The sequence below is a fragment of the Lacticaseibacillus parakribbianus genome (genome assembly GCF_025490915.1).
GTDB classification, from domain to species: domain Bacteria; phylum Bacillota; class Bacilli; order Lactobacillales; family Lactobacillaceae; genus Lacticaseibacillus; species Lacticaseibacillus parakribbianus.
On sequence record NZ_JANQBA010000001.1, the window covers coordinates 257,935 to 280,712 of the forward strand.

General features: G+C 61.5%; 12 protein-coding genes and 1 other annotated feature. Of the genes, 1 reads left to right on the forward strand and 11 read right to left on the reverse strand.

Annotation, left to right across the window (positions count from 1 at the left end; genetic code table 11):
- Positions 1 to 2: 2 nt before the first annotated feature.
- The 11 genes from NUH19_RS01200 to NUH19_RS01250 form a co-directional block, all read right to left on the reverse strand.
- A complete protein-coding gene (locus tag NUH19_RS01200) occupies positions 3 to 1,007 on the reverse strand; it encodes a rod shape-determining protein (protein WP_276580098.1) in 1,005 nt (334 codons plus the stop codon).
- A 119-nt stretch (positions 1,008 to 1,126) separates the two neighbouring features.
- Positions 1,127 to 1,774, reverse strand: coding sequence for a RadC family protein (radC, locus tag NUH19_RS01205; protein ID WP_262314732.1), 648 nt, complete (start codon positions 1,772 to 1,774; stop codon positions 1,127 to 1,129).
- A gap of 38 nt (positions 1,775 to 1,812) precedes the next feature.
- Positions 1,813 to 3,093 carry a bifunctional folylpolyglutamate synthase/dihydrofolate synthase gene (locus NUH19_RS01210; RefSeq protein WP_262314733.1) on the reverse strand — a complete coding sequence of 427 codons (1,281 nt, stop codon included), beginning with the start codon at positions 3,091 to 3,093 and terminating at the stop codon, positions 1,813 to 1,815.
- Between the two features lie 144 nt (positions 3,094 to 3,237).
- Complete coding sequence (locus tag NUH19_RS01215; protein ID WP_262314734.1) at positions 3,238 to 4,593, reverse strand: L,D-transpeptidase family protein; 1,356 nt, start codon at positions 4,591 to 4,593, stop codon at positions 3,238 to 3,240.
- 169 nt (positions 4,594 to 4,762) lie between these two features.
- Positions 4,763 to 5,434, reverse strand: coding sequence for an ABC transporter ATP-binding protein (locus NUH19_RS01220; RefSeq protein ID WP_262314735.1), 672 nt, complete (start codon positions 5,432 to 5,434; stop codon positions 4,763 to 4,765).
- Position 5,435: 1 nt separating this feature from the next.
- Positions 5,436 to 6,491 (reverse strand): ABC transporter permease, encoded by a 1,056-nt coding sequence (locus tag NUH19_RS01225; RefSeq protein WP_262314736.1) that lies wholly within the window; start codon positions 6,489 to 6,491, stop codon positions 5,436 to 5,438.
- Positions 6,492 to 6,495: 4 nt separating this feature from the next.
- Positions 6,496 to 6,993 carry a TetR/AcrR family transcriptional regulator gene (locus NUH19_RS01230; protein ID WP_262314737.1) on the reverse strand — a complete coding sequence of 166 codons (498 nt, stop codon included), beginning with the start codon at positions 6,991 to 6,993 and terminating at the stop codon, positions 6,496 to 6,498.
- Positions 6,994 to 7,614: 621 nt separating this feature from the next.
- Complete coding sequence (locus tag NUH19_RS01235; RefSeq protein WP_262314738.1) at positions 7,615 to 10,257, reverse strand: valine--tRNA ligase; 2,643 nt, start codon at positions 10,255 to 10,257, stop codon at positions 7,615 to 7,617.
- Between the two features lie 50 nt (positions 10,258 to 10,307).
- Positions 10,308 to 10,510, reverse strand: a binding site (T-box leader).
- A 160-nt stretch (positions 10,511 to 10,670) separates the two neighbouring features.
- The gene (locus NUH19_RS01240; RefSeq protein ID WP_262314739.1) at positions 10,671 to 11,321 is read right to left on the reverse strand and encodes a redox-sensing transcriptional repressor Rex; all 651 of its coding nucleotides are present in this window, start codon (positions 11,319 to 11,321) and stop codon (positions 10,671 to 10,673) included.
- A gap of 200 nt (positions 11,322 to 11,521) precedes the next feature.
- The gene (gene thiI, locus NUH19_RS01245) at positions 11,522 to 12,739 is read right to left on the reverse strand and encodes a tRNA uracil 4-sulfurtransferase ThiI (RefSeq protein WP_262314740.1); all 1,218 of its coding nucleotides are present in this window, start codon (positions 12,737 to 12,739) and stop codon (positions 11,522 to 11,524) included.
- A gap of 13 nt (positions 12,740 to 12,752) precedes the next feature.
- A complete protein-coding gene (locus NUH19_RS01250; protein ID WP_262314741.1) occupies positions 12,753 to 13,913 on the reverse strand; it encodes a cysteine desulfurase family protein in 1,161 nt (386 codons plus the stop codon).
- Between the two features lie 398 nt (positions 13,914 to 14,311).
- Here NUH19_RS01250 and NUH19_RS01255 point away from each other — a divergent pair, with 398 nt between their 5' ends.
- Entirely contained in the window at positions 14,312 to 22,609 is an 8,298-nt protein-coding gene (locus NUH19_RS01255; protein WP_262314742.1) for a mucin-binding protein, read from the forward strand.
- Positions 22,610 to 22,778: the final 169 nt, after the last annotated feature.

Here is a 22,778-nt window from a genome sequence, read left to right on the forward strand (position 1 = left end):
GCTTAGTGTTTTTTGAGGACGTCGATGTTCTTCAGCGACTCGCCGGTGCCGATGGCCACGCAATCGAGTGGATCCTGCGCGATGAACACCGGAACCTTGGTGGCATCTGAGATCACCTCGGGCAGGTTCTTGAGCATCGCCCCACCGCCGGTCAGCACGATGCCGTGGTCGATGACGTCGGCCGCGATTTCCGGCGAGGTCTCCTCGAGCGTCTCCTTGATGGCGTCGATGATGGCCAGCACGATTTCGTTGATGGCGCTGGCCACGTCGGTCGCCGAGACGTCGATGGTCTTGGGCAACCCGGACAGCAGGTCGCGGCCGCGAATGGTCATCGCGTCGATGTCCTTGGCCTTTTCGATGGAGGCGGAGCCAATCTGAATCTTGATGTCCTCGGCCGTGCGTTCGCCGATCAGCAGGCTGAAGTTCTGGCGAATGTAGGTGATGATGGCCTCGTCAATCTTGTCGCCGGCCATGCGAATCGAGCGGCTGGACACGATGCCACCCAAAGAAATCGTGGCGACGTCCGTGGTGCCACCGCCGATGTCCACGACCATGCTGCCGGTCGGGTCCATCACCGGCAAGCCGGCGCCGATGGCCGCCGCGTAAGGCTCTTCGATGACGAAGGCCTCCTTGGCCCCGGCCACCTTGGCCGCGTCGATCACGGCGCGTTTTTCAACTTCCGTGACTCCGCTTGGCACGCAAATCATGACCTGCGGGTGATTGCTCTTGCCGCCCAGCGCCTTGTCCATGAAGTACTTGAGCATCGCCGCGGTGGTGTCGTAATCCGCAATCACGCCGTCCTTCATCGGCCGGATGGCGTTGATGTTGGCCGGGGTGCGGCCAATCATCGCCCGGGCCTCTTCACCCACGGCAATAATCTCGTCTGTTTGCGAATTCTTGGCGACGACGGAAGGCTCGTGCGTGACGATTCCCTTACCGTCGACGTACACGAGGGTGTTGGCCGTGCCAAGATCAATTCCGATATTTTTCGATCCTAATCCGAGCAAAATATTCTCTCCTTCAAGTGACTGCCGTTTTTCGGTCTTTTGCATTATAGCATACTCGCCGCACCGACCACACGTCGGCCGGCCAAAACCCGCGCAATTCGGGGGATATTTGTAAAATTTTAAACCTTCTTAGCCAAGTGATACGAGTAATAGTTATCCCCGCCGATCACTAGGTGGTCGACCAATAGCACCCCAACCGCCAGCCCCGCCGCCTGGAAGCGGTCGGTCATCGCGTCGTCCAAGGCGCTGGGCGTCGCGCGGCCGCTGGGGTGGTTGTGAACCAGCACGACCCCGGCGGCATTGAGCAAAAGCGCCGCGCGAAACACCACCCGCGGGTCGGCCACGGCCCGGTCCAGGCCGCCTCTGGCCACCTCACGCTCCCCGATCACCGCCTGCTGAACGTCCAGGAAAATCGCGTGGATCACCTCTTGCGACCGGCCGGCCAACCGGGCCACCATGGCCGCACCAAGCGTTGCGCTGGACACCGCGGTCCCCTGCCGCAGGACCTGGCGGCGCTGAACCCGCATTCCCAGCTCAATGGCTGCACTCAACACGCAGGCCTTGGCCAGGCCCAACCCGGGCAGTGCCTGCAGCTCGGCCACTTCGGCCACCCGCAGCTGGCGCAACTGCGGGTAAGCGGCCAAAACCGCCGCCACGGTTTGGTGTAGCGGCACCGCGGCGCTGCCAAAGCCCAACAGCGCTTGCACCAGTTCCTCATCGCTCAGCGCGGCGGCGCCGTACTGGCGGATTTTCTCTCGCGGCAACATAATCTCCTCCCCGCGGTCTCACACCGCGTTACAAGAGATTACGCCAACAGGGTCTGCCGCACCGCGGCGGCCAGGTACAAGGATCCCGCGATTACCACCGGCTCGTCGCGGTAGTCGGCTAGGTGAGCGGCCAAGGCCGACTGCCAGTCGGCAAACGTCGCCAGCCGCGCCTGGTCCGGGTAGTCGCCAAGCGCCGTGGCGCGGGGATTGTCCGGCACCGGCACCAGCCACAACCGAAAGCTAGTGCGTTCAAGCAGCGAAAGCATCGTCTTGACGTCCTTATCGGCCAACGCACCGATGATCAAAGTCAGTGGGCCGCGGCCGAACACCTGGTGCAGCGCGTCAATCAGCGACTGAATGCCCTGTGGGTTGTGGGCACCGTCGATCACGATCAAGGGGTCGGCGGAAAGCTGCTCCATTCGCGCCGGCCAAGTGCTTTGCGCCAAGCCGCGGCGAACGGCCGCGGCCGGCAGCGGCACCCCAAGCGCCGAAGCGGCCAGCTTGGCCGCCCGAATCGCCACCCCGGCGTTTTGCACCTGGTAGGGACCGACCAAGGGAATGCGCAAATCGCCCAGCCGCCCGTCAGCGTCGCGGTAGTCGAAGCGCTGCCCCCAGCCGTCGAGCTTGGCCTGGCCGACCGCAAAGTCGCGGTCTTCAAGCAGCCACCGGCTGCCGGTCGCCTGCGCCCGGGCCGCGACCACCGCCGCCGCGGCCGCCGGCAGCGCCGCAGTCACCACCGGCCGGTTGGGCTTGATGATGCCGGCCTTGTGCGTGGCCACGCTGGTCAGCGTGTTGCCCAAAAGCTTGGCGTGGTCCAGCCCAACGCTTGTGATCACGCTGACCAGCGGATCGATCACGTTGGTGGAATCCGTGTCGCCGCCGATGCCGACCTCAATCACCGCGACGTCGACGCGCTGTTCGGCGAAGAACCAAAAGGCGATGGCCGTGATGAACTCAAACTCGGTCACCCCAAAGCCGGGCTGTTGGGCCTGCAGCCGCTTCAGGGCCGCCGCCCCGGCGTCGTAGGCCAAAGCGAGGTCAGCGTCTGCAATCGGCTGCCCGTCGATGGCAATCCGTTCGTTGAAGCGCATGATGAACGGCGAGGTGAACAGCCCCACCGTCAGCCCGGTGGCCGACAGCATGTGGGCGATGGCGTTGGCGACCGAGCCCTTCCCGTTGGTGCCGGTCACATGGACGTACCGGCCGCGCTGCGGATCGCCCAGCGCCGCTAACAGTGCCGTGATCCGCTCGTGACCGCCGCTTTTGGCCAATCGCGGCAGCGCGTGAATCGCCGCCACCGCCTGTGAATAAGTCGTCATATCCTGCCCCTTTTCCGTTGCATTCCGGGCTTGCCCGGGTCTTAGTCAGTATACCGCAAAAAGGCGCCGCTCGGACCCCGCCGGTTCGACGCGGCTGCAGACGCAAAAAAACGGCACCGAGGCCAAGGCCCGGGTGCCGCATGCTCAAAAGACAATGACTGGGGTGCCGGTGTCGACCACCGGGTAGAGCTTGGCGATGAAGGATGGCGGGTTGTTGACACAGCCGTGAGAGCCGTGTTCCTTGTACCAGTCGCCGCCGTATTTTTTTTGCCACGAGCTGTCGTGCAGCCCGACGCCGGTGTTGTCGATTGGCATCCAGTAAGAAACCGGCGTCGCGTAATCCGCGCCGCGCAAAATCGCGTTGCGCTGCTTGCTCCAGATGGCGAACACCCCACTCGGCGTCGGCGTCGACGGCTTGCCGGTGACGACATCCGTGTCCATCAGCAACTTGCCGTCCTTGTAGTACCACTCGTGTTGATTGACCTTGTCGACCTCGATGTAGGTGTTGCCGATGTCTGAACCATCCGCGTGGTAGCCGGTGCCGACGTGGCTCAGGGCGTAGGTGAAGTCCTTGCCCTTCAGAATCTCGGCGACCACCTTGGGCGTCTCCGTGGCGCTTGGAATGCTCCAGCCGTAGATGCCGGCGGGAACCGTCACCGTACCGCGCTTGGTCGACTTGAACTGCCGGCTCTTGGTGTAGGTGCCGTACTGCGCGTTGATTCCTTGAATGAAGGCCTTGACGCCGGCGCTTGAGACGCTGATTTTGCCGTCGGTGTAGCTCAACCACTTGTGCAGGGTCTTGGTGGGGATTGTCACCGTGTGGTTTTGAATCGTCAGCTTAGCGTCAAGCTGGCTGATTGCCTGCAGCTTCGCCTTGGCCTTCACCAGGCTAGCCGACTGCTTGGTGATTTTGGGTTGAACGTACGTAGTCTTGAGGTCGACTGCGGTGCGGTTGCTGGTCACCGTGGCCACGATGGCCTGGCTCAGCCGCTTGGCGCTGATCTGGGTGCCGGCCTTTTCGGGCTGAATCTCGAAGCGGTCGGCCGACGCCACCACCTTGGCGTCGACCGGGGCCTTGCGCGAGCCGTTGAGCTTGCCTGCAAGCGTCGTCGCGTACTGGTCGATCTGCTGATCCTCGCCGACCGCAAGCATCGCCGCCTTGTCGGAGCCGGCCAGCACCACCGCGCTGAAGCCCCAAGGGTTCTGCTTGGCCAACAGCTTCTTGAGCTGTGCCTTGAAATCACGCTTCAAGCCCAGCTGCGTCCCGCTGGCTTCGGCGACGGTTTGGCCGCCTTCGGTCAGCTTGTAGGTGACGCCTTTGAAATGACTGACCACGGCGGTGTTGGCCGCGGCGACGGTTTTGCCGCCAACCGCCACGCCGAAAACCGTGGTGTTCGGCAGGAATCGCGCCTGGTAGTGGCGGCTGCGGGCGACATAGGCGCCACCGGCCACGACCACAACGGCGGCCAGGCCGATCAGGATTGCGTGTTGTTTTTTCATGAGGCATCTCCTTGCTTAATCTCCCGCCGGGCGACGGGAATGGGCATATTATAACACGACTTGCGTCAACCTGGCGCGGTTGACGCTCGGGCCGCGGCCCAACGCTCGGCTTCATTATACCTTTATGACAAAGAGATGACAATATTACATTACCGTGTCACGGCCGTAATCAGACCCGCGCCAGCCGGCCGTCTGTCATGTCAAACACCGCGTCGGCGAACGGAATCAGGCGCTGATCGTGGGTGACCACCACCACCGCCTTGTTGCGGGTGTGGGCGAGCTCGGCCAGCAGTTGGCCGACCACCTGCACCCGCGGTCCGTCCAAGGCCGCCGTCGGCTCATCGGCCAGGAGAATGGCCGGATCCGGGTACAGTGCCCGGGCGATGGCCACGCGCTGCTTTTGGCCGCCCGACAGCTCCGCCGGGTACTTGCCCACCAGGTCGGCGATGCCGAGCTGAGCCAAAAGCGCGGCTAGCGCGGGGCGCGACAGGTTGCCGGTTTTCTTGATGCGATCGACCAGCTTGAACTGATCGGCCACCGTCAGGTACGGCAGCAAGTGGTAGGCCTGCAGCACAAACCCGATGGTGGTCAGCCGCAGCTGCTCGCGAGCCTTGGCGCTGCGACTTTGGTAGGCCTCCCCGGCCACGGTGACCACCCCGGCCGTTGGGGTCAACAACCCCCCGGCGATGGTCAAAAACGTGCTTTTCCCCGAGCCGGACGGGCCGACGATCAGGCTGAGCGAGCCGGCTTCAGCGGCAAAGGAGACGTCGTGCAGAACCTGCACCCGGGCGCTGCCCTGGCCGAAGACCTGATCGACGTGTTCAAGTGTTAAAACTGCCATATTATCCTCCAATCACGCTGATGGGATCGACCTTGATGACCGAACGAACCGGAATCAGGCCCCCGATCAGCGCCATCACGACCAGCAGCGCGGCGACACCGGCCAACACCGGCACGTCAAACGCCATCGGCACGGCCGCAGGCATCGCCACGGCGGTCACCACCGTCAGCAAGGTGCCGATGACAAGCCCCGCCACGACCAGTAGCACCGATTGCGCCAGCGTCGCGCGAACCAGCACCCCGCTTGGCACCCCTTGAACGCGCATCACCGCGTAGTTCGGCAGCTTTTGCATGGTCAAGATGTACAGGAACACCGCGATGACGATCAACGAAATCACCATCAAAAAGCCGATCATCAGCTCGAAGGTCATGTTCTGGGCCGAATACCCCGGCAGCTTGTTGATGAAGGTCTTCAGCTGGTAGGTTTGAAGCGCCGAGTCCTTGGCCTTGTATGCCGCGTTCTTGGACACCACCGCGCTGGCCACCGGCCCGGGCATCAGGTTCTTCAGCGTTCGCCAGGCGGCGAGTTGGCCGTAAATCACCGGCGCGATGTTCATCTTGGCGTTGTCGGTGAAGCCGACGATTGTGTAGGCCTTTTTGTCGGCGTTGAGCTTGACCTGGTCGCCCACCTTGTAGCCGGCCTGCTCAAAGGCGGTGTCGGCCACCACCTGATGCGCATTCTGCGGCTTGTGACCGGCCGTCAGCTTGACGGTCTTGGCCACGAACTGCGTCGCGTCCAGGCCAATGAACACGGCACTTTCGTTGGCGTGACCCTTGGCCTTGGCGACCACCGACGCCTGGCCGATGTAGGCCTCGTCGGCAGACAAGGTGCCGGCTTGAGCCTTAGTCAAAAGCGACTGACGCATGTCCACGTTGGCGTTAGCGTTGAGCGTCACGTTATCGACGCCCCACGACGACAGCGCCGCCGTGTTTTGCCGGGCCAAGCCCAGCGCCAGGCTGGTCAAAATGAAAATCAGGTAGCTGATCAGCACAATCATGGCGATAATCAGCCCCGAGCGCAGCTTCTCCTTGCGCAGCTCCTTGAGTGCTAAAAACATCGTGTCATCTCCGAATCTTTGCGACGGCGGCCGCAAGCTGCTGTAGCCGCGCCGCCTGAGTGTCAGGTGCCAAAATCACGTCCTTGATGGTTTGGTGGCACAACACGGCCACGGCCCACGCGCTCGGGGTCTCGGCAAGCGCCGACGGCCGGTTGCCCAGCACGCTTTCATTGGCGCGAAAGTGCTGCTGGATCAAGGCCCCGTACTCGGAGTCCTGGACGCTGTCGAGAAAGGCCCGGGTGGCCGCCACGTAATCGGCGGCGCTACCTTGGCCTGGCAGCCCGGCGTGAATCGCGCGCATGGCCTGGCCGAACAGGTACTGATACGCGTCGGTCAGGTCCGTGAAGTACTTGTAAAACGCCCCGCGCGCGATGCCGGCCGCAGTCACGATGCGGGCCACCTGGGCCTCCGCCAGCGGATGCGCGGAGAACTCCTGCAACAGGGCCTGGGTCACCCGCGCCTTTTTGGGCTGGGCCAAGTTCATGAACGTTGTCGAAACCATAATCCCCCTCCATCTGTGTGGTCGACGCCTCACCTGGGCCGCTTCTCGCAAAAAAGTGACACAGTGTCAACTCAGCTAGTATAGCATTAAGTGACACGGTGTCAACTTAAAATCAAAAAAACCCGCCGCATGTTGCGACGGGCGCGGCGAAGCCACCGAACTCACACTGTCCGGTGGCCTTGGCCTGATTCGGTTACGTTCCTGACTTCGTCTTACCAAAGCGGTGCCATTGCGCCCACCGGTTCCGGTCATCCGCGCGGCTAACTCGCTTGGGAGTGGCGGTGGCCGGCCTGCAGCCGGTGGGTGGTGCGAATCCGGGTCCCTGGTTTCCCCTCGCTTGATTCCGGGGTTGCACTAAAACTCTCGAGCTCAAAGCCGTGTGGCAATACACTGCGGCTTGGCATGGGTGGGGGCTGCGGTGCGAGCCGCAGGATGTGCCCCGCGCGGTGGATAACAAAGCAGCTGTGGCCTTATGCTGCCTCCCCGCACAAGAATAATCATTCGCGGATAGCTTAACACCGGACCAATTTGGTGTCAAGCATTTTGCCTCGCGTCACACCCACGCCAAACACCCGGCGCGATTTCGCGCCGGGTGCCTGCAAAACTGCTGGTACTGGCTCGCTACTTGGCCGCCTGAAGCTCCGCGATGCGGGCATTGGTGGCCGCCAGCTTGGCCTCAAAGTCGGCCTGCTTGGCCTTTTGCTCGGCGACCACGGCCGCCGGGGCCTTGGCCAAAAACCCTGGGTTGCCCAGCTTCTTGGTCACGCGGGTGATCTCTTGGGTCAGCTTGCCGGCCTCTTTTTGCAGCTTGGCGATTTCCTCGTCCAAGTCGATCAGCTCGGTCAGCGGCACGTAGACCGTGGCCCCGGAGATGACGGCCGACGCCGCAAGCGTCGGCACCTCAAGGTCTGGGCCAACCTCAAAGCCGGCCGTGTGAACGAAGCGGTCGATGAACTCAGCGTTGGCCGTGAACAGCGGCGCCAAGGCCGCGTCCTGCAGCCGCACCTGCACGTCAAGCGGGGTGCTGAGCGGCGCGTTGACCTCGGTGCGAATGCCGCGAACCGCGCGGATCAGCTCGATGATCGCCTGCATGTCGGTGATCGCCTGGTCGTTGTCGAACTCGGGGTGAACCACCGGGTAGCTGGCCGTCACGATCGACTCGCCGATGTGCGGCATGGTCAACCAGATTTTCTCGGTCACGAACGGCATAATCGGGTGCATCAGGCGCAGCACCTGATCCAGCACGTACATCAGGTTGACGCGCTTGGCGGCCTTGGCCACCTCGTCGTCACCGGTCAGGACCTCCTTGGCCATTTCGATGTACCAATCGGCCAGTTCGTTCCAGATGAAGTTGTACAAGTCGCGCTCGGCCTCGCCGAACTCGAAGCTGTCGAACTTGGCGGTGACGCTGGCGACGGTTTGGTTCAACCGGGCGAACAGCCACTGGTCCGGCAGGTCGAAGGTCGCAGGATCGGGCTTTTGATCGGCAGTGGTGTCGGCCAGGTTCATCAAGACGAAGCGGGACATGTTCCAGATCTTGTTGACGAAGTTCCAGCTGGCCCCCATCTTGTCCCAGGAAAAACGCGTGTCTTGGCCCGGCGTCGAGCCGTTGATCAAGAACCACCGCAGCGCGTCGGCGCCGTATTTTTCGATGACGTCCATCGGGTCGATGCCGTTGCCCAGGCTCTTGCTCATCTTGCGGCCCTGCTCGTCGCGAATCAAGCCGTGCAGCAGGACGTTTTTGAACGGCCGCTTGCCGGTGAACTCAAGGCCCTGGAAAATCATCCGCGCAACCCAAAACGGAATGATGTCGTAGCCAGTGACCAGCGTGTCGGTCGGGTAGTAGCGCTGGTAGTCGGCCGCCTGTTCGTCCGGCCAGCCCATGGTCGAAAACGGCCACAAGGCAGAACTGAACCAGGTATCCAAGACATCGGGGTCTTGCTCCCAGTTCTCGGCGTCTTCAGGCGCCTCCAGGCCGACGTACATCTCGCCGGTCTGCTTGTTGTACCAGGCCGGAATGCGGTGGCCCCACCAGAGCTGCCGCGAAATCACCCAGTCGTGAATGTTTGCCATCCAGTTCAGGAAGGTGTGCTCGAAGCGTTCCGGCACGAAGGTGATCTTGTTGGCCGTGGCCTGGTTCTTGATCGCGGCCTCAGCCAAAGGCCCCATTTTGACGAACCACTGGGTCGACAGCCGCGCCTCGACCTGAACGCCGGTGCGTTCGGAGTGGCCGACGCTGTGGACGATCGGCACAATCTTGATCAAGTCGCCGCTTGCCTGCAGGTCCTTGACCAGGTTCTTGCGGCACTCGAAGCGGTCTTGGCCGGCGTACTTGCCGGCGACGGCGTTCATGGTGCCGTCGTCGTTCATGCAGTTGATGCGCGGCAGGTCGTGGCGGTTGCCGACCTGAAAGTCGTTGGGGTCATGCGCCGGGGTGATTTTCACCGCGCCGGTGCCGAACTCGGGATCGGCGTGCTCATCGGCGATGATCGGAATCTCGCGCCCGACCCCGGGCACGATGACGGTCTTGCCGATCACGTCTTGGTACCGCGCGTCGTGGCCATTGACCGCCACCGCGGTGTCGCCGAACATCGTTTCCGGCCGGGTCGTGGCGATTTCAATGCCGCCTGGGGTCCCATCGGCGTACTTGTAGATCATGTGGTAAAACGCGCCTTGGTCGTCTTGGTGCAGCACCTCGATGTCGGACAACGCCGTGCGAGCCTGGGGATCCCAGTTGACGATGTACTCACCGCGGTAAATCAACCCCTTGTTGTAGAGGTCGACGAAGACCTTGCGAACCGCCTGGCTCAGCCCGTCGTCCAGCGTGAAGCGTTCGCGGGAGTAGTCCAAAGACAGGCCCATTTTGCCCCACTGCTTCTTGATGGTGGCGGCGAACTCATCTTTCCACTCCCAGACCTTGTCGACGAACGCGTCGCGACCCAGGTCGTAGCGGGTGATGCCTTCCTGGCGCAGCTTGGCCTCAACCTTGGCCTGCGTTGCGATGCCGGCGTGGTCCATCCCCGGCAGCCACAGGGTGTCAAAGCCCTGCATCCGCTTTTGGCGAATAATCATGTCCTGAAGCGTCGTGTCCCAGGCGTGGCCGAGGTGCAGCTTGCCGGTGACATTCGGCGGCGGAATCACGATGCTGTATGGTTTAGCCGACTTGTCGCCGGACGGCTTGAAGACGCCTTGTTCCAGCCACTTCTCGTAGCGCCCCGCCTCAACCGCCTTGGGGTCGAATTTTGGTGCCAGTTCTTCTTTCATTGAACGTCCCTCCATGTGTTGCGTGACTAAACAAAAAAGACCCGTCCCAGTTCTAGGACGAGTCAGCTCGCGGTGCCACCTAAATTGAGGGCCAGCGCCCTCCAGCTTATCGGATAACGGGCGTGGCCCGGCCTTTCCTACTCGGTTCAAAAAGGCAGCTCGCAAGCTACAATCGCGCGTGACGTCAAGGCTTGCACCGACCGCCTTGTCGCTGAAAACGTCACCGCGCGACCCTCTTGTTCAACGCGTTACCCGCATTATAGGCCAGCGGCTGGCCGGCCGTCAACGAAAATTTGACCAGGCGCCGGCCGTACCGGCGGCGATTCTCACCGCAAGGCGCCGAACCACCGCGCGACACCGCCCCGGCCCGGCCCCGGTTCTCGCCGGCGGCCAGCCGCCTGCGACCGCGGGAATCACCGGGCCTTTTCGTGGGCGCCCTTTTGGTGGGCAACGTACAGCAGGCTTTGAAGCTCCGAGGTCAGATCGATGTAGCGAATCGTGGTCCCCGGCTCACAGACCACCGGCTGCGGGGCGAAGGTGAGAATCGCGTTCACCCCGGCCGCCTCCAACGCGTTGACCACCGCGGTCTGCGACGTGCTGGGCACCGCCAGAATGGCGGTGTGCATCGCCGGGGTCAGGTGCTCTTGAAGGGTTGCGAAGTCGTAGACCGGAATGCCGGCGACCACCGTCCCGACCTTGGCCGGATCGGCATCAAAGGCCATGGTGATGTTCAAATCGGGGTTGCGCCGGAAATTATTCTCCATCAGCGCCGCCCCGAGGCCACCGACCCCGACTAGCAGCATCTCCTCGCGGCTTTGGACGTCCAAAAGCTTGCCGAACTCGTCGACTAAGGTGCCGACCGAGTAGCCGTAGCCGCTTTTGCCCAGCTCCCCGAAGCTGGAAAAATCGCGGCGGATGGTCGCAGACGGAATGTGAATAATCTCGCTAAGGCGGTCCGAACGGATGCGGCTGATGCCCTGCTGCTGGAGCTGCTGCACCGCGCGGTAGTACAACGGAATTCTGCGAACGGTCGCCTTGGAGACTTGTGCCTTGGTGTTTAACAACGTCTTCACCCCTCGTGATAACTGTTACCGCTTTCAGTTAATAGTTTATCACGAAGATTGTGAACGAGCAAACAAAGTCTGGTTGCAACCCGCATTTTCACTGATTTTTGTTCGTCAGTCCCACTCCGGTCTGAGCCCAATTGGCTTGGCGACCCACACAAAGACCCCGAAGCGATTGCGCTTCGGGGTCTGACAAGGCTTTAAAGCAGTTCGGCGATGACGTCTTGATTTTGCGCCATGAACTCGTCGGAGCTGCGAATCTCGGTGATCTGAATGCCGGCCAGGGCCCGGGCCATCAACCCCTCGACGTCCAGCTTGCTCTCGTAGTACCGGGCCTTATCCAAGTTGGGCTTGGTCTTGGGCGCCGGCGGAGCGAAAATCGTGCAGCAATCCTCGAACGGCATGATCGACAGCGCGTAGGTGTCGATGTCTTCGGCCACGCGGATAATCTCGTTTTTGTCCATCGTCGCCACCGGCCGGATGATCGGCATTGTGGTGACGTCGTTGATTGCAACCATGCTTTCAAGCGTCTGCGACGCGACCTGACCGACCGATTCGCCGTTGAAAATGGCGAGGGCCCCTTGCTGCTTGGCGATGGCCTCGGCCAGCCGCAGCATCAACCGCCGCTGAATCGTCATCAGGTAGCCCTCCGGCAGGCTGGACTTAATGGTCTCTTGAATCTCCGTGAACGGTACCTGGATGAAGCGAATGCTGCCGACGTAAGGCGCTAGCTTGGTGGTCAGCTGCTTGGCCTTGGCCAGGGCCTGGTCGCTGGTGTAAGGCGGCGAGAAGAAGTGAACCATTTCGATGTCGACCCCCCGCTTGAGGGCCAGGTAGCCGGCCACCGGCGAGTCAATCCCACCGCTGAGCATCAACACGCCCTTGCCGGCCGTGCCGACCGGCAAACCGCCGGCGCCCAGGACCGTTTTGGTCGAGAGAAAAATCGCCTCGCGCCGCACCTCGACGCGCAGCACGTAATCCGGGTCCTTCATCTTGACGACCAGATCCGGCCGGGCGTCGGTCAGCATGTCGCCGAGGTTCAAATTCATCTCGTTGGTATCCAGCTCGAAGTTGTGGTCCGAACGCTTGGTCTGAACCTTGTACGAGGCCCCGGTCGGGACGGTGGCCGCCATCAGCTCGAGCACCGCTTCGTGAACCGCCGGCATTTCCTTGGCCACTGCGACGGAGGGCGAGAAGCTTTGGATACCAAAGACCTTCCCGAGCCGCGCCATGACCGCGTCGGCGTCTTCGCCGTTCAGGTCAATGTGCAGCCGGTCACGCTTGGGGTGCATTCGCAGCGCCGGGAACTCGTGGAGGGCCTTGGTGACGTTGCCGTTCAGCCGGCCGATGAAGGCCTGACGGTTCTTACCCTTGGTTGACAGCTCGCCGTAGCGAACCATGATTTCACTGTATTGCACAGTATCTTCCTTCCTATTGTTGGGGGGTGGCAAAAAGCTTGGCGAAGCCAGCGTAAACCTGATCGAAGGCCGCGTTGAAGGCATCGGCCTCGGCCAAGGTGTTCTGGTCGTCCAGGCTGACGCGAATCGCGCTGGTCGCGATCTGGCTTGGCACGTGCATCGCCGCCAGGGTGCTGGACTCGGTGCCCTTTTTGCTGGAGCAGGCACTGGTGGTGCTGATGTAGATGTCGTGTTGCTCAAAGGCGTGAACGATGGTCTCGCCACGCACCCCAGGCAGCGCAAAGCACAAAATGTGCGGCGCAAAGTCCGGCGTGAGCTGGCTGAACATCACGACATTGGGGAACTTGGCGACGTGTTCGTAGATGCGGCGGCGAATCGCCTGCTCATGCGCCACCTTTTGGTCCTCGTCGGTTAACAGCAGCCGCAAAGCCTTGGCCATCGCCGCGATGGCCGGCGTGTTTTCGGTGCCCGAGCGCTGGTTGTCCTCCTGGCCGCCACCGGCCAGAAGCGGCGCGATGTGGCGGCCTTCCTTCATGTAGACGAAGCCGGTGCCGCGCGGCGCGTGGAACTTGTGCCCGGAAAACGTGATGAAGTCGATCCGCGGGTTGCGCAGCGTCGCCATCAACCCCTTGCCGATGCCTTGAACCGCATCGACGTGGAAGTGAACATTCGGATGGTCGGCCAGAATCGCCGCAATCTCATCGAGCGGCTGCTTGGCGCCGACCTCGTTGTTGACCGCCATCACGGAGACCAGAATCGTGTCGTCGCGCAGCGCATTTTTCAAGTCGTTGGGGTCAATGAAGCCGCGGTGGTCAACCGGGAGGTAGGTCACCTCAAAGCCCAGCTGCTCGAGCTGGTGCATCGTGTTGATGACCGCGGGGTGCTCAATGGCGGTGGTGATCAGGTGCCGGCCGAACTGGCGCTTCTCAAAGGCGGTGCCCTTGATCACCCAGTTATCGCCCTCCGTGCCGCAGCTGGTGAAGTAGATCTCGTCGGGCTTGGCCTGCATCAGCGAGGCAATTTGCTTGCGGGCCCCTTGCAGCATCGCGTCGGCCTTGCCGCCAACGGCGTGAAGGCTGCTGGGGTTGCCGTAAAAGTCCTCCGAGACGGTGCGGTAGGTGTCTAGCACCGCCGGCAGCGCCTTGGTGGTTGCACTGTTATCAAAATAAATCATGTGGGTCGTTCCTTCCAAATTGTAAGCTACTGCGTCTCATTATAGCAAAAGGGCCCCGCCGGCGGTAGTCAAAGATGCAGCGGCCTGACGACCAGGGCTGGCCCGGCGAGTCGGCTTATCGTCACGGTCACCCACCGCAGCCAGCTTAGCGCCAAGTAACGCATTGGTCGCGCCGCTCGCCAATAGGTCGCGGTGGCAATCAATTGATTGGTATGCTGCATATACCGAACGACCGGCAGGCGGTTCACGCCGCGTACACCGCCTGCATCGCCGGCCGTCAAGCCGGAAATTTGACAGCTAATTTTACCGATGCTACCATTCACGAATAATCGCTGATTCTGCCAATTGGCGGTCATCGATAGTCATTGGTATGGTTGAATTCTCTAAGGAGGAATACTATGTCACGGCATTCATCGACGCACCTGAAAGACAGCACGACCGAGCGCAAGTTGCGCTTCAGGCTCTACAAGTCCGGCAAATTCTGGTTGGTCGCCGGCACGGCCTTTGGGATTTGGCTGGCCAAACCGCACAGCGTCGGCGCAGCGAGCGCCGAAGGAGGCGAGGCGCCTGCTTTGACCACTGCGGCGCCTGCGACCGCCAAAACACCGACCGTCCCGCTGCGAAGCTCTGTTTCCTCGGTCAACGAAGACACCCCGGCGCCGGAGACGTCAACCACGACTGAACAGCCGACTGACGCCGGCGCTGCCGAGACCGCGGCGACCGATCAAGTCGCATCTGAAACCGGCCCTGGTGAACCGGGTGCAAAACCAAGCGATGGCGCTGGCGATGCGCCAGCCACCACCACCGAATCAACGGCAGGGACGACCTCGTCCGCAACGGACTCGGACGACACAACCACCGACACGACTGGGCCCGATACACTTGAATCCGATCAGCCCGCAGTGCCAACCGCTGCGGACACCACAGCGGCCGGCCCAAAAGTGGCCGCTCCAACGGCTGCCGCCAGCCCGAACGCGCAATCGAAAACTGATTCAACCAAGCTGCTAGGTGCGGTCACTACTGCGGCCAGCACCACTGCGGGTAAACTCGCGGCAGTCAACGACATCGAACCCGACATCGAGGAACCGGATGACCCGCCAGTGATTACGACGCACTCCGCCACGATCACCGGCACCCCTGCCTGGGACGCCAAGGTCATCAGCGGCACCGCCACCCCTGGCAACACCGTCAAGCTTTGGCGAGGTGGCGAACTCGCGACTACAACCGTCGCCAGTGATGGAAGTTGGACGTTTGACCTCGCAGGCCTTGACCCTGACCTTGACCTGACCAAGGCACTGGCAGTCCGAGAATACAATCCAAGCGGTCAGTCAGTCGGTGTCGTCGCCGTGCCGTATTACCAGTACGTCACACATCAAATCATACAGCGCGATGGCATGAAAACCGACGCAAGTGGCAACTATCTCGATCAATTCAGTTTTACCGATTACGTCCTGATTCCAAGTCAGGCGTCACTTTCCGGAGACACCGTGAACCTAACGTTCGACTACTCGCCAATATACTCTTGGCCGCCACTGCGCCACAGCGATTTTCCCGTGATCGATGGCCTGGTCGCACAGTGGCGTGCAATCCCCGAACGTGTCAGTGTTTCCAATGTGACCACCATCGACGCAATCTATTACTTTCCGGCAACGATTCAAGTGTCCCCGCTGGCCACTAACGACGACGTGACAACGGCCGTCACACCCAAGGTGGCGAACACGCCGGTTTCAAGCCTGCATTTAATTTCACCGAATTATCCAGCCGGCGTCACAACGACCGACTTAACCAAAACCGTCACCCGCACGATTCACTTCGTCGATGAAGCCGGCGATACGGTGGCGCCAGACGTCGTTCAAGAAGTTAAGTATACCCGAATCGGCACCGTCAGTTTTCTGACCAATCCGCCCACCGTCAGCTATTCGAATTGGGTCGCAGCCGACCCGGTGTGGTCCGAGGCGGCAGCACCACTTGTCAAGGAATTGGTCCCGAGTCAAACCACGGTTGCCGCCGTGACAACGACCGGGGATACCGGCGACGAAACGGTGACCATCACCTACTTTCCGCAGATTGTGAATTTCGAGGGCCCCAAAGACGCCGGGACCCCGGTCTCGACGAACCCAGACGACCCCCGCAAGTATCCCGAGGGTATGACTCCGGCCGACAGCTACCTGACCAAGACCCGCACCATCGTGTTGATCAATGCGGTCACCGGGGAGAGCTTCAACGAGGACACGCGGCAGGAGGTACGATTCGTTCGGCGTGGCGTGCTTGATTTCGGCCAGACGCCGCCGGCCATCACCCAGAGCGAATGGTGGGTCCTCGACATCCAGTGGGGCGGATTCTTTGCCCCGGCCAAGCCAGGGATGGTCGCCGGCCCGACGTCCATTCCAGCTCAAAGCGTTTTCGAGACGAGTGATGACGTGACGGTCTACATCCGTTATTACCCGAGTGTGGAAGTGGTGACCAGCGATAATCCCAAGACCCCAGGCGATAAGGTTGGCCTCGATGATGAGGACCCGCGTGTTTATCCAGACGGCCTGACCGTCAGTGATCTGAAGCGAACAATCAGCCGCACCATCACCTTCGTCGGCCTGGACGGTGACCCCGTCGCAGCGACCGAGCATCAGGAGGTCACCTTCACGCGCAGCGCAACCGTCGACTGGCGCGGCGATAACCCGACGCTCGTGTACAGCGATTGGACGACCGCCAATGCCAGCTTCGATGAGGTCCCAAGCCCCGTCGTGCCAGACCTGGTTCCCGCCAGGGCCACCACTAAGGCTCTGACTGTGACGGCTACGGATGCCGACGTCCAAACCATGGTCCTCTACTTCCCCGCCATCGCCGAAGTCTCGGCCACCGCGCCGCAGGACGGTGGCACCCCGGTCAGCAATCTGACAGACGATCCACGCGTCTACCCCGCCGACGTCGGTAAGACTAATTTGAACAAAACGGTGACCCGGACCATTAAGTACGTCACCACAGAAGGCACCGTTTTGGGGACTGTTGCACAGGAAATTGCCTACACCCGCGATGCAAGCGTCAATTTCAGCACAGGCACCGGCGTCACCAGCTACGAACCCTGGCAGACGACCGACGCCGTCTGGCCGGCCCGCTCCAATCCCGATTTTGTTGGTTGGGTTGCAGGAACCAGCACGGTTGTAGCCGTCACCACCACGGCCGACACACCGGATGAGACAGTCACGGTGGTGTACTACCCAGACCAAGTGACCGTGACGTCTGATGCGCCCAAGAATCCGGGCGACAAGGTTTCCGAGGATCCGACTGATTCCCGAACCTATCCAGCAGGCGTCGCGGCCAATGAGCTGAAGCGATCAATCACCCGGACCATCACTTTTGTCAATGGTATGACAGGCGATACCGTGGCGACCGATGTCGTGCAGACCGTGACGTTCACCCGCGATGCCACCGTTGCCTTCGGCGCTGGCGACCCGGTTGTCAGCTATACGCCCTGGCAAAGCACAGACGACCAGTGGTCGGCGCTGACAAGCCCGGTTTTGCCGGGGCTACTGGCCAACTCCACAGACATCGAAGCCGTCACGACGACTGAAGACACAGCGAGTGTGGCGGTAAACGTCTCCTACTACCCAGACCAAGTGACGGTCACCCCTGACCAGCCCAAGAACCCAGGAGATGCGATTAACCCTGAAGATCCGAACGACAACCGAGTGTATCCGGAAGGCGTGGCGCAAAGCGACTTGGTTCGCACCGTCACCCGCACCATCCAGTACCAGCTGGCCGGCGTTCGGGCCGATTTTCCATCCCAAAACCAGCAAACCGTCACCTACACCCGCAACGCGACCGTCAACCTCGCCACCGGTGCCGTGAGCTACAGCGACTGGACCACGGCGAATGCGATCTGGTCGTCTGTGACCAGTCCTGACGTGCCACAGCTCGTGCCATCCCCCAAGCAGGTGCCAGCCTTCACCACCTCAGACGACTCGAGCGACGAAACGGTAACCGTGCTCTACTACCCGGCGATTCTCACGGTGACCCCGGCTGATCCCAAAGAGCCAGGTGAGGCGGTAGATCCAACCAACCCCGAGGATGATCGTGAGTACCCGGCAGGCGTCTCGCAGCAGGATTTGACCAAAACTGTCACCCGCACCATCAAGTATGTCGATGAAACCGGTCAGCCCGTCGCCGCCGACGTCATTCAGCCAGTGATTTACACCCGCGCGGCCACGGTTGATCTGAATGCCGGTGTCACCTACACCGACTGGACGAGCACGGATGCCACATGGGCCGCGACGACCAGCCCAAGTGTGGTCGACATGCTGACTTTCACCAAAGTCGTTGCAGAAAGCGCCACCTCCGCCAGCACTACCGACGAAACCGTGGTTGTGACCTACTTCCCGGCGATTATCACAGTTGAACCGACCGCACCGCACAATCCCGGTGATCCGATCGAGTCGACCAATCCCGATGACAACCGTGAGTACCCAGCCGGTGTCACCGCCAAGGACTTGAACCGAACAATTTTCCGTATCATCAACTATTCGGCCAATAATGGTGATCTCGCAGCCAGCACCGTTATCCAGCCTGTCACCTACACGCGCAGTGCAACGATTAACCTGAATCAGCTCAGCGCGACCGACCCAACCGCAGGCATCACCTACAGCGCCTGGACTACGGCCGATGAGACCTGGCCGGCGGTCACCAGTCCATCGATTTCCTCGTGGATCACCTTCACCAAGCAAGTCGACGTGGCAACCACCACGGTGGATACGCCAACTACGATTGTGAACGTAATCTATTACCCATCCCTACTCACCATCACCGCCGATGAGCCGCAAGCCGCAGATGTTCCAGTCGATGCGACAGATCCAAATGATAAGCGTGTCTACCCTGCTGGCGTTGACACAGACGACCTCAATCGCACAATCACCCGGACAATCACCTACGTCAATGCTGATGGGACCCAGCTCGGCGACGTTGTGACTCAAGTAGTCAAATACACCCGCTCGGCAACAATCGACTTGAATCGGGTGGATGCAAGCGACCCGCTCGCAGGCATCACCTACACGCAATGGTCGACAACCGATGCGGAATGGCCTCAGGTCAAAACACCTGAGCGAAGTGGACTGATTCCCAACGCACCAGAAGTTAGATCAGTTACGACTACGCAAGACACAGCCGACGCGGCAATCACCGTCACCTACTACCCTGCCGGCCTGACAATCTCACCAGATTCACCCAAACAACCTGGTGAGGCGGTAGATCCAAGCAATTCGGATGATAACCGTGTCTACCCTGCTGGCGTTGACACAGACGACCTCAATCGCACAATCACCCGGACAATCACCTACGTCAATGCTGATGGGACCCAGCTCGGCGGCGTTGTGACTCAAGTAGTCAAATACACCCGCTCGGCAACAATCGACTTGAATCTGATGGATGCAAGCGACCCGCTCGCAGGCATCACCTACACGCAATGGTCGACGACTGATGCGGAATGGCCTCAGGTCGCCAGTCCGGCACGTACTGGCATGATTCCGAACATGAAGGAAGTTGAGGCACGCATAACCAGTCCTGTTACCGTTGACTCGACAATCACGGTCGTCTACTTCCCGGCCACTATCACGGTTTCACCGGACAATCCCAAGAACCCAGGCGACAAGGTCAGCCCAGATGACCCCAATGATAACCGTGAGTACCCGGCCGGAGTGACCGCCGCGGACTTGAAGCGAGCAGTGACACGGGTAATCAGCTACGTCGATGAACTGGGCAACAGCCTTGCCCAGCCACAGACCCAGTCTATAACCTACACGCGCAGTGCGATGATTGATCTGAATCTGGTCGACCCAGCCAATCCTGCAGCCGGAATCACCTACACGGATTGGACAACGGCTGATGGGACTTGGGCCGCTGTTGTAAGTCCAACCATCGCCGGCAAGGTGACCTTCGTTAAAACCGTTGCGGCGCAGATGACAACCGCTGACACCGACGATGAAACCGTCACCGTTATTTACTACCCGGCCATTTTGACGGTCCAGCCGACGGCGCCGAAGAACGAAGGCGACAAGGTGACCCCCGAAGATCCGGCCGATTCGCGCGAGTACCCGGCCGGCGTCAGTGCAAGCGACCTGAACCGCACCATCAGCCGTACCATCACCTACGTCGACGCCAATGGAAACCAACTCGGCGACGTCGTGACCCAGGTAGTCAAGTACTTCCGCTCGGCAACCGTGGACCTGAACCTAGTCGACGAAACCGACTCGCTTGCGGGAATTGTCTATACACCATGGGCCACCACCGACGCCGAGTGGCCCCAAGTGACCAGTCCAGCGCATGTTGGCCTGACGCCAGACATGCCGGAGGTAGCGGCGGTCAAAACCAACCAGGATACCAACGATGCATCCGTCACCGTCACCTACCGCGCAACCATCATCACGGTTACCCCGGACCAGCCCCAAAACCCCGGGGACAAGGTCGACCCGACCAACCCGGACGACGACCGTGTGTACCCGGCCGGCGTCTCGACGGCCGATTTGAACCGCACTATTACGCGAACCATCAGCTACGTGGATGAGCTCGGCAATCAGATTACCCGGCCAGTCATTCAGACCGTCACCTACACGCGCAGCGCAGTGCTTGATCTGAGCCTGATCGATGCGGATGACCCAGGCGCCGGCATCACTTACACGGACTGGACGACCCGCGATGCCGTCTGGGCCGCGGCCGACAGCCCGACCTTCACTGGCCAAATCACCTTCACGAAAGTCGTGGGGGCTCAGACAACCACAGCTGAAACCGCCGGCACAACCGTCACCGTTACTTACTACCCGGCCATTTTGACGGTTCAACCGACCGCCCCGAAGAACCAAGGCGATAAGGTCACGGCTGACGCCGCTGATCCGCGGGAATACCCGGCCGGTGTCAGCGCCAGCGACCTGAACCGGACCATTACGCGAACAATCAATTATGTCGACGCCAGTGGCAACCAGATTGCCCCAAGCGTCACGCAAACCGTCGCTTACTACCGCTCGGCCACCGTCGATTTGACGCGCATCGACGCCAACGACCCGCTGGCCGGCATCACCTACACGGCTTGGGCGACGGCAGATGGCACCTGGGCCGCCGTGGCGAGCCCGGCCCTCAGTGAGCGAATCCCCGATGTCCTGGTCGTGGCGGCTCAGCGGCCCACGGTTCAAACCGCAAGCACAGCCGTCACGGTCACTTACTACCCGGCCATTTTGACCGTTGTGCCAACCGCCCCGAAGAACCAAGGCGACAAGGTCACGGCTGACGCCGCTGATCCGCGGGAATACCCGGCCGGTGTCAGCGCCAGCGACCTGACCCGCGTGATCACCCGCACCATCCGCTACGTCGATGCGCTCGGCCAGGCGGTGGCCGAGCCGGTGATCCAAACCGTCACCTACTGGCGCATTGCGACCGTCGACTTGAACCGCGTCAACGCCACGGACCCGACAGCGGGGGTCGTCTACACCGGCTGGACAACCAGCGACGGCACCTGGGCCGCGGCTGACAGTCCGGCGGTTACCGGGCTCGCCACCCGCACGAACGTGGTTGCCGCAGCCAAGGTCGCGTTCGCCACTCCGAGCCAAAGTGTGCGGGTCACGTACTACCCGGCGACCATCACCGTCACGCCGAATGAGCCGAAGAATCCAGGCGACAAGGTCGATCCAGCTAACCCAGATGATGACCGCGTGTATCCCGAAGGCGTTGGCCAGGCCGACTTGAACCGCACCATCACCCGCACGATTCGTTACGTCGACGCTGACGGCCAGGTTGTGGCCGACACCGTGGTTCAGCTTGTCACCTACACGCGCGAGGCCACCATTGACCTGAGTGGTGACGTGACCTACACCGCCTGGACAACAGCGAATGCCGAGTGGCCGGAGGTCCTCAGTCCCGCCCAAGCAGGGCTGACCACGTTTACCCAATCGGTTGCGGCTAACACCGTCGCCCCCGACACGCCCGACGCCGCCATCACCGTGACTTACTTTGCCACCACCGTCACGGTGGCACCGGGCGACCCGAAGAACCCAGGCGACCGAGTTGACCCAACCAATTCAGACGACCCGCGGGTCTATCCCGCTGGCGTCGCCCAAGCCGATTTGAACCGCACCATCACCCGCACCATTCGCTTCGTCGATCGCACCGGTCGGGAGCTGGCCCAGCCGGTCATCCAGACCGTGGCCTTCAGTCGCACCGCCACCGTGACCTACGCCGCGGATGGCAGCGCCACCGTGGTTTACGGTGACTGGCAACCGACACAGGCCGCCTTTGCGGCCTACGACGCCCCTGCCGTCGCAGGCTACACGGCTCGCTCGCCGCAAGTGGCAGTGCTGAGCGTCACCGCGAATGATGCGAACATTCAGGATGTGGTGCAATACCTGCGCAACCCGGCCGACCCAATTCCGGTACCGACACCCAAACCGAACCCATCGGTCACGCCAAAGCCTGCCCCGAAGCCGTCTTCAACTGGTGACCGCCCCGACGTCTCTCCGCAGTCGCCGATGCAGCCGCAACCGCTGATTAATGGCCAACCGGCAAACCCCACGCCACAAAACGACAGCGCGAGTGCCGCCTTGCCGCAAACCGGCGAGACAACCGCACCGCGGCTCAGCCTCCTCGGCCTAGCTCTGACCGGTACCATGAGCCTTTTGGCCCTGTTCAGCTTCCGGCGCCGCCGCATCGGTAAACGTCGCTAGTCGTCCCCGATTCGTTCCAAGCCTCACGAACGCCTGGCAGTCGCCAGGCGTTTTTTGTCTCGTCACGCAAAAAAACACACCCGCAAGCGGATGTGTTCGGAAAGTCGATTACAGCTTCTGGTGGTAACGATGCAAACAGTATCAACTTGGTTCAACACAAATCTAGACA